A 12466-nucleotide genomic window follows, 5' to 3' on the forward strand; every position below is an offset into this window, starting at 1 on the left:
CGGGAGCGTGGCACCGTCCGGTGGCCCGATCGGCCGGACCCAGTAACCGAGGTCCGCCGACACCCTCCGCCGCTGACCGGCCCGGGGTCCGCCGGGCGCTGTCACCGCTGCCCCCCGGAGGCCGGGCCCAGCCGGTCGCCGGGGTCGGGGATCCGCCGGGTTCCGTTCCGGTCCCCCTGCCTCACCGGCATCCCGCCGAGCAGGGCGTGCGCGAACCTGTCGTCGGGGTGCAGCCGCAGCGGCCCGTCCAGCTCGGCGGGGTTCAGCGTGCCCACCGGGCAGAGCCCGAGGCCGACCTCCGCCGCGACGGACATCAGCAGCTGGGTCATCGCCCCGGCCTCGAACACCGAGAACTCCCACGCCAGCTCGCCGTAGAGCGGGGTGATCGCGTCCATCCGGCTGATCAGGTAGATCGCGAACGCCGACTCCTCCAGCACGGCGCGGTTGATGTCGGCGTGCGCGGCGGCCGGGATCCCGATGCCGGGGCTGACCGGCACCAGTTCCGCGCGGTCGGGATGTACGTAGTAGGTGCCTGCGTCGAGGTCCCGCACTCGGCCCGGTGCCACGTCCAGATAGGCGCCCAGCGGGTACGCCCCGCCCGCGGAGGGGTACCAGTACTTGGTCTCGCCGCCCAGGTCGGTCGTCCGCAGTGCGCCGAGCAGCGCCGCGAGGTCGGCGAAAACGACTGGTGCGGAAGAGAAGTGCCGTTCGCTGCGGCGCGTGCGAACCCTGGCGTCGGCACTCCCGCCGAGGCTGATGCCGGCCGTCCTGTCGTGCTCGTGCCGCACCCCGGTGCGCTTGTCCTTGAAGACCTGGCGTTCCACCAAGCCGATCAGCAGATCCCCTGCCGTGGCCGAAGAAGACGGTGGCGCCTGCTCCGGCTGCCCGGAACCGGTGCTCCTGGCGAGGTGCGGGCCGATCAGCACCGCGATCGAGGGGAACCTCAGGAGGTCTTCCACCGCCACCTCGATGCCGAGCTCGTCCTCCGCCAGCGTGGCCAGCCGCACCAGCTCGACCGAGGTGGCGCCGAGGTCGAGCAGGTTCATGTCCGGCTCGATGTCGCTGACCCCCAGCACGCGACAGGCGATCGCGGTGGCCGCGGCGAGCAGTCCCGCGTCGGTGCCCGACGCAGGGGTGGTTTTCGCCGTCTCGGGCGCCGCCGCGGCCTGGCTGTGCACCGCGGCCAGTGCCTGTCGGTCCACGCATCCGTCGGGAGTGAGCGGAAAGCGGTCCACGACGTCGATCCGGCCGGGCAGCAGGTACGGCGAGACCTTGCGGCGCAGCTGGCCGAGCAGCTCGACCTCGGTCGTGCTCACCCCCGGGCGGAGACGGACGAAGCCGAGCGACTCGGTGCCCTCGCCTGTGGTGACGACCGCGGCCGCGAGAGCCTCCGGCAAGGCGGCCAGGGCCACCTCGGTGTCGTGCACGTGCAACCGCCGGCCGTGCACCAGCAACTGCGCCGACTCGTCGCCGACGACCTCCACGACACCGTCCGGGAGAACCCGCCCGTACCGGGCGGTGCGGAGCAGCCGCTCACCGGTCTCTGGATGGGTCACGCCGGAGTCGTCCCCGCCGTCGAGGGGCTCGGCCACCAGCCCGCCGCAGTGGACCAGGCCGGTCACCCAGGCCGGGCAGACGCTCCCGTTTTCGGCCAGCACGTGGAGGCGCTGGTTGCGCATCGGCCGGCCGATCGGCACCGTCGGCGTCTCCGGCGGCTCACCGGTGAGCTCGTGGCAGGCGACCCACGGGCCGTGCGGTTCGGCGGCGGACAGGTTCGCCACGGTGATCTCCGCGTGCGCCACGTCGCGCAGCCGGCGGACGAGGGCCGTCGGAAGCCGTTCGCCGCTGAGCAGGACGAGCCTCAGGTGGTCCGGCAACCCCTCGCCCCGGCGTTCGAGCTCGGTGACCAGCAGGTCCAGGACAGTTGGCGTGGAGTGCCACACGGTGACCCGCTGCCGCGTCACCAGGTCCGGCCAGGAGGTGGGATCCCGCAGGTCGACGTCCTCACCGAAGACCAGCGCGGCGCCGGTCAGCAGGCCGAGCGCGGTCTCCTGGACGCCTCGCCCTGACGTGACCGGGGTCAGCGCGGTCATCCGGTCGGCCGGGCCCACGGCGAACCGGTCCGCCAGGTCGGCCGCCAGGTTGAGCAGGTCCCGGTGCCGCAGGACGGTGCCCGCCTCACCGGCCACGCACGCGGCGTCGTGGCCGTCCGTCCGGTCCGGCGGAGCGAACGGCGTCCGCGCCTCCGGCACGTCGTCCACCGCGAGCACACCGAGGCCTTCCGGCCAGCGCAGCCGGTCGAGCAGCCGGGTCTGGGTGACGACGACGGACACGTCCGCCTGGTCAGTCATCTCCCACCGGGCAGCATGGCCCGCAGCGGGGTCGACCAGCAGCGCGAGCGCGCCGGCCCGGAAAACGCCCAGCAAGCCGACGACCTGGTCGATGCCCGGTTCCACGCACAGCGCGACCCGCTCCCCCACGGCCACCTGCCGGTCCAGCAGGGCAGCGGCCAGGCGGTCGGCGGCCGCGAGCAGCTCCGTTCGCGTCAGTTCACGGGCCGGTTCCAGTGCGGCGATCCCGGTGCCCTGACCGGCCGCCAGCGCGGCCACCGCGTCCGCCACGGTCCCCTGCGGGATGTCGCCGGTCAGCTCGTTCATGCCGCGCAGCAGTTCTCGCTGCTCGACGGGGAGCAGCGACAAGCCTTGATCGGCCATGCTCATTCCGGGTCACCTCCAGCTCGCACGGCCAGCTCGACGAGGTCGTCGAGCACCGTGTTGAACGCGTTGAACATGCTTTCCACGAGGCCGGGCGGGAACGCTTCGGCGACGAAGTCCCAGGTGCAGACCAGCTCCCCGACCTGCTCACCGGCCTGGAAGTCGAGCAGCACCTGCGGGGTCTGGCTGACCGCGTACACCGTCCTGACGCGCCAGGCGGAGACGTCTGCGGTCGGCAGTGCGTCGTCGGACAGCAGGGTGCTGGTGAACACCACCGGCATGCTCACCTCGTCCCGCCAGGCCGGGTGGCGGCGCATCATCCGGAGCACTTCGACTCCGCTGACCAGGCGGTGTTCCAGGTCCTGCCAGAGCCGTTCCTGCAACCGCTTCGCCCGCGCCGGGAACGTGGAGCCGCTCGCGCCGTCGACGGCGAGCAGCGTGGTGGTGGTGAAGTCGCCGACCAGCGCGTCGACGTCGGGGTGCAGGGGAAGCCGGTTGAACGTGGTGACGTTCAACGTGAAGCGCGCACTGTCGCTCCAGCGCGCGAGCACCTCGCTGAACGCGGCGCACAGCACCGCGGACGGCGTGAGCCCCGTCGACGCCGCCCAGTCCCGCACCGCACGCCACCGGTCCTCGGCGACCTCGGTCTGCAGCCGGTGGAACCGCGGGGTGCCGAGCTCCTCCGGCCGGCGCAGCAGGGGCAGTCCGGGAGCCGCGGGCAGCTCGGCCAGCCGGTCCGCCCAGTAGTCGTGGTCCTGGCGGTACTGGGCGCTCTCCTTGAGCTCCCCCACCGCGATGACGTAGTCGCGGAAGGTGCAACCGGGTTCGGCCAGCACGGCGGCGGGGTCGTGATAGAGCGCCAGCAGCTCCCCCGTGAGGATCCGGGAGCTGTGCGCGTCGGCGATGAGCAGGTCGATGCTCAGGTGCAGCCGGGTGATGACGCCTTCCAGCCGGTGGGCGCGCAGTTCGAAGAGCGGCCACGCGGCCGCGTCCCGGACCTGGTGCGACATCTCGGCACGCACCTCGGTGAGCCGTTCCGCCGCCGTCTCGGGCGACTCGGAACGCAGGTCCGCGGTGTCGATCCGGTAGGCGGGGACGGTGGCGAGCACCTGCTGGTTCCCGTCCCGCCGCACGATGGTCCGAAGTGCGTCGTGCCGGTCGACGAGCGTCCGCAACGCCTGCTCCAGCCGACCGAGGTCCAGGTCCTCGACGTCCATCTCCACGTAGCCGTGCGTGGCGACGCCGCCGAGCCCGAGACCGGTGCGGCGGCCCAGCCAGTAAGCGTGCTGGATGTCGGTCAGGGGGAAGGGCTCGTACCGCTCTCCCGAGTTCGGTGTCAGGGCCGCCGGGGCACCTGGTGCGGGCTGCACACCCGTCTGCGCTTCCGTCTGGGCATCGGTCACCGCTTCGGCCAGAGCGGCGAGCGTGGGCTTCTGGAACAGCTCGTTCAGCCGGATGCGCACGCCCAGGTGTTCCTGGACCTTCGCGACCAACCGGATCGCCTGCAGCGACGTGCCGCCGAGGGCGAAGAAGTCGTCCTCAGGACGCACGACTGGCACGGACAACAGCTCGGCCCAGATCGCGCCGAGACCCTCGTACAACCGGGTGCCGCGCGCGGGGTCCACAGGAGCCGGCACGGGCCGGTCTTGGCCGCCCACCCGTTCCTGCAGGGCGGACCGGTCGACTTTTCCGTTGCCGGTCAACGGGATTCGGTCCAACTGCCGGAACAGGGCGGGCACCATGTACCCCGGCAGCAGGTCACCGAGCTGCGCGCGCAAGACCGCGAGCTCGATCGCCTCTCCGTGCTCCGGCACGTAGAACGCCACGAGCCGCCGTTCTTGGCCGGGTGTCCCCGCGGCGACCACGGCGGCGGCCTGCACGCCGGGAAGCCGCTGCACCGCCGCCTCGACCTCGCCCAGCTCGACCCGGTAGCCGCTGACCTTCACCTGGCCGTCCTCACGGCCGAGGAACTCGAGGTTGCCGTCGGGCAGGTGCCGGGCCAGGTCGCCCGTGCGGTAGAGCCGCCGGCCCGTTTCCGGATCGGTCGGGAACCGGTAGGCGGTCTGCTCCTGGTCTCGCCAGTACCCCAGGGCCACCCCCTGGCCGCCGAGGAAGATCTCCCCGGCCACCCAGTCCGGGCGCGGCCGCAGACGCTCGTCGAGCACCCGAATGGACTGGCCGGGCATGGCGACGCCGTAGGGGATGCTGGGCCAGTCCCGTTCCACCGCACCGATCGGGTACCAGACCGACCAGATGGACCCCTCCGTCGCGCCGCCGAGGCTCAGCACGGTCGCACCGCCGGCGAGGGCGCGGACCCTGTCGGGCAGTGCGATGGGAATCCAGTCGCCGCTGAGCATCACCAGTCGCAGTGAGGCCAGGGCGTCCGGGGCCAGCGGCTCGGCGTAGTCGGCGAGCACGCCGACGAGCGCGGGCACCGAGTTCCAGACGGTAATCCGCTCGCGCCGGACGAGGTCGGCCCAGTGAGCCGGGTCGCGCCGTTTCCCGTGTTCCGGCAGCACCATCGTGCCGCCGGCCGCGAGCAGTCCGAACAGGTCGTAGATGGCGAGGTCGAAGCTGAGCGACGACACAGCCAGAACCCGGTCGTCCTGCCCGATCGCGAACCGCTCGTTGACCGCGTCGATGGTGTTGGCGGCGCCGCGGTGGTCGATCATGACGCCCTTGGGCGTTCCCGTGGAGCCGGACGTGAAGATGACGTAAGCCAGGTCGCCGGGATCGACGGACACCCCGGGCGGCGCGGTGCGCGGGTCGAGGTCCGCCGGGATGTCGAGGTTCACCACCCGCACTCCCGCCGGTCGCGGCAGCTGCTCCGCCGCCTCGCCCGCGGTGAGCACGGTCCGCAGCTCGCCGCGTTCCATCAGGTGCTGCAGCCGTGACGGTGGCAGGTCGGCGTCGAGTGGCAGGAACGCCATCCCGGCGTCCAGCACGCCCAGTGCGGCGACCACCTGTTGCCAGCCCTTGCGGATGGCGATCCCGACCAGGGTCTGCGGCGGGCCGTCCTGGCCGAGCAGCGTGTGCGCGACCTGGTGCGCTCGGTCGGCCAGCTCGCGGTAGGTCGTCCGGGTCCGGCCGTCGACCACCGCCACCTGGTGCGGCTGCCGCTCGGCCGTCGCGAACACGGCGTCGTGCAGGGTGCGGGCCGGAGCGACCTCGGACTCGACGGTGACGGCCGCCCGCACCGCTGCCTGCGAGACCGGGAGCGTGGCCACCGGCGGTTCCGCCCAGCCGGACCCGTCCGCGACCAGGTCGCCGAGCAGCCGCTGGTACGCCTCGAACATGCCGTCGACCACGCCAGGGCTGAACAGCTCGTCCACCGCGTCCCAGTTGAAGACCAGCGCGCCGTCCTGCTCGCCGACCTGGTGGTCCAGGTGCACCTGCGGCGTCTGCGTGACGCCGAAGCCGACCCGGCCGAAGGGGGAATCCGCGGTGTCGTCGCCTGCCGCGTCGGCCACCGGCAGGTTCGAGGTGAACACCACCGGCGTCAGCAGGCGCGGCGGCAGGCCGCGTTGGCGGGTCCACTGCCGCATCACCTCGACGCCGCTCACCTGGGCGTGGTCCAGGTCGTCCCACAGCCGTCGTTGCAGCGCGTGCGCGTGGTCGACGAACGTCGCGACGGTGCGCCGGTCGACCTCGAGCACGGACAGCGAAGTGAAATCTCCGACGAGGCTGCCGACCTCGGGGTGCAGTGGTTCGCGCTGGAACACGGTGAGCATCAGGCTGAAGTGCTCCCGCCTGCTCCACCGGGCCACGACATCGACGAAGGCGTTCAGCAGGAGCGCGGACGCGGTCAGGCCGTGGTCGGCGGCCTTGGCCTTCAGCACCGACCAGTCGCCCTGTTCCAACCGGCCGGAACGACGGGCGAACCGGGGCTGGTCGATGTCCTCCGGCGTCGTGGACATCGGCAGTTCCGGCCCGGGCGGCAGGTCGGCGAGCCGGTCCCGCCAGTACGCCTGGGCCTTCTCGTGGGCCGGCTCCCGGCGTCGGCGCTCTTCGGCCAGCACGTAGTCCCGGAACGTGAAGGTCAGCGGCGGATACGTGTCGCCGCGTCCCGCGTAGCGGTCCGCGAGCTCGGTCATCACCAGGCCGAAGCTGTAGGCGTCGCAAATCAGGGCGTCGATGCTGATGTGCACCACCGCGTCGCGGCCGGGCAGCTGCGAGACCCGGACGTCGAACAGCGGCCACCGGTCGGCGGGCAGCACCTGGTGGGACAGCTCCTCGCGCCAGCGGAGCATCCGCTCCTGCCGCGTGGAGGCGTTGTCCTGCCGCAGGTCCTGGCGCGCGACCAGGTAGCGGGGAACCGACTCCAGCACTCGTTGGGTGCCGTCGTCGGACATCACGGCCCGCAGCATCGGATGCCGTGCGACCACCTCGTTGAGCGCGGTCTCGAACCGGTCGACGTCGAGTCCGGCCGCGTCCAGCTCCAGGTAGGCGTGGGTGGCGACCTTGCCGAGGTCGAGGTCGGCGTCACGGCCGACCAGGTAGGCACGCTGGATCTCGGTGAGGGGGAACGGCTCGTGCAGCGACGCCGGATCGGGCGCGACCCCCGCAGCCGAGCCGGGCGCCGCCGCGGCACCGCGCTCCAGGCGTGCGGCCAGACCGGCGGCCGTCGGAGCCGCGAGGAGGTCGCCCAGCGAGACCTCGACGCCCAGCCGCTCACGCAGCACGGCGGCCACGTGGGCGGCGAGCAGTGAATGGCCGCCCAGCAGGAAGAAGTCGTCGGAGACCTGCGGACGGGTGGTGACGGGCAGGACGTCCTCGAACACGTCGAGCACCACGGCCTCCAGCGGCGTGCCAGGACCGGCCGGGGCACGCCTCGCCGGCTCCCGATCAGGACGGGGCAGCCGCGGGCGGTCGACCTTGCCACTCGCGTTCAGCGGCAGTTCCGGCAGCAGGACGACCGCGGCGGGCACGGCGTACGACGGGAGCCGGCGCCGCAGGAAGGCGGTGAGGTCGCCGGGCAGCTCGGTGCCGTTCGTCGTGACCACGTACGCGACGAGCGACCGGTCGCCGACCGCGTCCACCTGGGCGGTGACGGCGGCCTCCCGGACCCCTGGGTGCCGACGCAGGGCGCCCTCCACCTCACCGGGCTCGACCCGGTGGCCCCGGATCTGCACCTGCGAGTCCAGCCGGCCGAGGTGGTCCAGCGTGCCGTCCACCCGGCGGCGGACCTCGTCGCCGGTGCGGAACCAGCGCCGGCCGGCACCGCCGGCTCCGGGGACCGGCAGGAAGCGGGCCGCGGTCTCCGCCGGGCGGGCGTGGTAACCGAGAGCGAGTCCGGCTCCCCCGACGTACAACTCGCCCACGCCGAGCAGGGGTGCGGGCACACCGGACGGGGTCAGCACCTCGGTGCTCACCCCGTCGAGGGCGGTACCGATCGGGACGGTGGCCTGGTTCACGCCGGGCACCACCTCGAACGCGGTCGCGTCGGCAGCCACCTCCGCGCTGCCGTAGAGGTTGAGCAGCCGCCGCCCCGGCAGCCGGTGGTGGAACCGCTCCGCGAGCCCGGCGCTCAGGGACTCCCCGCTGCTGACCCAGGTGTGCAGGTGCGGCAGGTCGTTCTCCAGGTCCGGGCGGTCGTCGAGCAGGATCCGCAACAGCGCCGGGACGGCCACCAGCCGGGTCACCCGTCGTGAGGCGAGCACCTCGACCAGCCGTGCCGGGTCGGCGGTGTCCCTGGCGTCGACCACCACCAGCGGTACGCCGGACACCAGCGGGCCGAAGGTCTCCCACACCGCGTCGACGAAACCGGGCGACGTGCGGGCCGCCCAGACCTCGGCTTCGCCGGCCGGGTAGGCGCGCTGCGTCCACCGGATCCGGTTGACCAGGCCGCGGTGCGTGCCGAGCACGCCTTTCGGCATGCCGGTGGAGCCGGAGGTGTAGACCAGGTAGGCCACCGAGTCGCGGTGCACGGGCCGGGAGCGCCGGTGAGCAGGCCGTCCGGTGAGTTCCCCACTCACCACGTCCACCAGGATCCGGGGGGCGTTCGCCGAGGCACAGGTGTCGCCGAACTCGGTGCTGGTGAGCACGCACGTCGGCCGGGCGTCGTCGAGGATGCCGCTGATCCGCTCCGCGGGTTGCTCGGGGTCGACCGCCACGTAGGCGGCTCCGGCCTTGAGCACCGCGAGCACGGCGAGCACCGAATGCGCCGAACGAGGCAGACAGCAGGCAACGCGGTCGCCCGGCATTACGCCGTGCCCGGCGAGCAGGTCGGCGAGCTGGTTCGCGCGCCGGTCCAGTGCCCGGTAGGTGACCGTGTGCGAGCCGTCGTACAACGCGACGGCGTCAGGGGTGCGGCGTACTTGCTGTTCGAACAGGGCGCACGCGCTCTCCGCCGCCGGGGAGTCAGTCGCGGGCTCGAGCCTCTGAGGCTCGGCCAGCAGTTCGGCGCCCGTGCGGTCCGCGGCCGCGACGGCACCCGCCAGCACGGTGCGCAGGTTCTCGGCGAACTGCCGGATCGTGGCCTCATCGAACAGGTCGACGTCGTACTGGCAGGAGATCCTCACCCCGGAGGTCTCCTCGGTGACCTCCAACAGCAGGTCGAACTGCGCGGCGCCGAGCTCGAGGTCGAGCTGCTCTGCCTCCAGGTCCGGCAGGTCGAGTGACGGCTGTGCCTGCTGGGCCACGCAGAGCACCCGGATCGGGCTCCCGGCCCCTCCGGCCTCGCGGTGCAGTTCCAGGAGCTTTTCGTAGGGCATTTCCTGGTGTGCCAGGCTGTCCCGCACGGCTTCCCGCACGCCCGCCCATGTCGCCAGGAAGCTCTCGCCGTCCGCGGCCGACAGGCGCAGCAGCACGACGTTGACGAAGTAACCGACGAGGCGCTGGAACTCCGGCCGGGCGCGTCCGGACACCAGCGTCCCCACCGCCAGGTGGGTCTGCCCGGTCGTCGCGTGCAGCACAACGGTGAGTGCGGCCAGGACGAGCATGAACAGCGACCCGCCGTTGTCCTTCCGCAACCGCTCGAGGTCGGCGGTGAGATCGGGTCCGAGCATCAGGCTGTGGTTCGCACCGGCACCTCGCTCGGTGGCCGGCCGGGGGCGGTCGGGTGGCAGCTCGGTCTGCGGCAGGTCGACGAGCCGGTCCTGCCAGAAGGCGGTCAGCTCTCGCGACTCCGGCCCCTCGGTCCTGCTCCGCTGCCACGCGGCGAAGTCGCGGTAACCGAGTTCGGGCGCCGGCAGTCGCACGGGCCGGCCGGCGACCAGGGCGCGATAGCCCTCCGACAGGTCCTGCGCCAGCACGCCGTTGGACCAGCCGTCGGTGATCACGTGGTGCATGGTCAGGAGCACCACGTGATCGACCGGACCGAGCCGGAACACCACGGTCCGCAGCAGCGGGGCGTTCCCGAGGTCGAAGGGACGGCTGATCTCGGCCGTCACGAGCCGTTCGAGGAGTTCGGTGTCCCCTACCGCGGCGAGGTCCACGATCCGGAACGGCACAGCGACCCGCTCGGTGACCGAACACGTCAAGGCGCCGTTACCGGTGTGGACCAGGCTGGTGCGCAACGACTCCTGGCGGCGCGTCACGGCGTCGACCGCGGCACGCAGCGCGACCGGGTTGAGCGCGCCGCGCAGCCGTACTGCGGTGGCGTAGTTGTACGCCGTCGGTGTCAGCCGGCTGAGCACCCACATCCGTTCCTGGCCGAAGGAGGGCCTCACCGGCCCCGCGGCTGCAGCGGTGCGACCGGGTGAACCGTTCGCGGACAGCCCCGCGCTCAACGCTTCTTCGAACAGCGCCCGGCGATCCGGCGGCAGCGCGGCGATCCGCTGCCGCAGCTCGAGGTCCTCGGCCGGGTCTCCGGTGAACAGCTGGTCCTGGCTCAGATCAGTCACTGCTGCCTCCGACGGTCTGTCCGGCGTCGGCGGTCATGCCGAACTCGGTGGTGAGCAGGCTGGTTCCCGCCACCAGGTGCAGCAGGCGGTCGTTGCCTGCCGCCCGATCGGCCGACTGGTCGCCCACCTCGTCGAGCAACCTGCGCACCGCACCCGGTTCGTAGAAGGGGTTGTCCCGCATCGACGAGTCGCCGGTGAGGTCGCGCAGGAGTTCGAGCAGTCCGCTGCCGGCTGCCGCGGGCGGGGCGAAGAAGCCTCGTTTGCCGCCCGTGTAGACCTCTTCGGACAGCTCTTCGCGAACGGCCTCGCGGAGCACGTGCTTGGTGCACCCCTCGGGCGCGTACCAGGACAGGGCCGCGGTTCGGGCGGTGGTGAACAGGTGGTGGTCGAGGTAGGGCAGCCGCACCTCGACCGCGTTGGCGGCGTCCAGCCGCTCGGCCGCCAGCAGGTAGTTGGCCAGCCGGCCCTTCGCGAACAGGTACGAGGACTGGTGCAGCGGCGGCCGGCCCTCGAGCTGTGAGCGGGACTGGTCCAGGAGCGGACCGCAGGCGTCCGTGCCGTCCAGCAGGTCGGCGAACTCACGGCGGAGCAGAGGGCGGGACGGGGCCACCACGGTGAGGTACCGCTGGGTGAGCCAGTTCGGCAGAAAACCGAGCCGGTCCAGGGTGCTGCGCAGGTGCCGTGGTGCGCCGAAGCCGGACAGCTTGCGGTAGCCGGCCCTGGCCCGGTCCAGTGCGCCCGGGTCCCTGCTGAGCGCCAGATCCCGTTGGGACTGCGGGTATCCGGCGAAGAGCTCGTCTCCCCCTTCGCCCGCCAGGGCAACCTTGAACCCACCGGCGCGGATGGCGGCGCTGTGCAGGAACCGCGCCACGCCGTGCGAGTTCTCCTGCACCATCTCCCCCGCTCGCAGCGTGGCCACCAGGTGCGCGGCGACGTCTGCGGGCTCGATCCCGACCCGGTGCAGGGGCAGGCCGAGCCGGGCGGCGGTGCGCGCCGCGATCGGGCTCTCGTCCAGAGCGGTGTCCGGGAACCCGACGGTGAAACCGCTGACCGGCGCGTGCCGGGCGGCGAGTGCGGTCATCCCGGACGAGTCGACGCCGCCGCTGAGATGGCACGCCAGCGGCACGTCGGCGACCGTGCGCACCCGCACCGCCTCGTCGAGGGCGGAGCGCACCTCGGCCACGTGCTCGGCGAGCGCGTCCGGTGTCCGGTGCTCGGCCAGTTCCTCCGTGGTCGGGTAGTCCAGGTCCCAGTAGCGGTGAATCTTCACGCCGTCCCTGCCCGCCACCAGGTAGCAGCCCGGTGGCAGCTGGCGCACTCCCGCGAACAACGTCCGGTCCGGTGGCAGTGCCATCTGCAGGTGCGCGGCGTAGGCGGCCAGGTCCCACTTCGCCGGCACGCCGCAGGCCAGCAGCGCCTTGATCTCCGACGACAGGTACAGCCGTCCGTCCCGTTCGGCGTAGAAGAGCGGCTTGACGCCGAATCGGTCCCGCGCGGCGAACAGCTCGCCCCTGCGTTCGTCCCACAGCGCAAAGGCGAACTCACCGCGCAGCTCGCTCAGCGCCCGGTGCCCGTCCCTGCGGTAGAGCCGCAGGGCGATCTCCCCATCGCCGCCGGTGCGACAGGGGTGCCCCGTGCGCGCCAGGTCACGCCGGATCCGCTGGTAGTCGTAGAACTCGCCGTTGACGACGATCGTGGTGTCGCCGGACTCGTCGCTGATGGGCTGGGCGCTGCCCGCCGGGTCGACCACGGCGAGCCGGGTGTGACCGAGCACCGCCCGGCCGGAGGCGGACGTCCACACACCGGTGCCGTCCGGGCCGCGGGGACGCAGGACCTCCACAGCCGCGGTCACGTCCGACGACGCGAGGCCACCACCGGCGAGGACAACGATGATTCCGCACATGCCGG

Annotated in this window: 3 protein-coding genes; all 3 read right to left on the reverse strand. The window is 72.6% G+C overall.

From position 1 onward, the window contains the following. Positions 1 to 101 precede the first annotated feature (101 nt). The 3 genes from BMW88_RS37390 to asnB are packed head-to-tail and all read right to left on the reverse strand — an operon-like array spanning position 102 to position 12461. Complete coding sequence (locus BMW88_RS37390; protein WP_089960754.1) at positions 102 to 2720, reverse strand: AMP-binding protein; 2619 nt, start codon at positions 2718 to 2720, stop codon at positions 102 to 104. Beyond that, a complete protein-coding gene (locus BMW88_RS37395; protein ID WP_089960757.1) occupies positions 2717 to 10558 on the reverse strand; it encodes an amino acid adenylation domain-containing protein in 7842 nt (2613 codons plus the stop codon). Before BMW88_RS37395 ends, BMW88_RS37390 begins: the two co-directional genes overlap by 4 nt. Further along, positions 10551 to 12461, reverse strand: coding sequence for an asparagine synthase (glutamine-hydrolyzing) (gene asnB / locus BMW88_RS37400; RefSeq protein WP_089960841.1), 1911 nt, complete (start codon positions 12459 to 12461; stop codon positions 10551 to 10553). The genes BMW88_RS37395 and asnB overlap by 8 nt, the downstream gene beginning before the upstream one ends. Between the last annotated feature and the right edge of the window lie 5 nt (positions 12462 to 12466).

This window comes from Lentzea xinjiangensis, from assembly GCF_900110955.1.
Classification (GTDB): Bacteria; Actinomycetota; Actinomycetes; order Mycobacteriales; family Pseudonocardiaceae; genus Lentzea; species Lentzea xinjiangensis.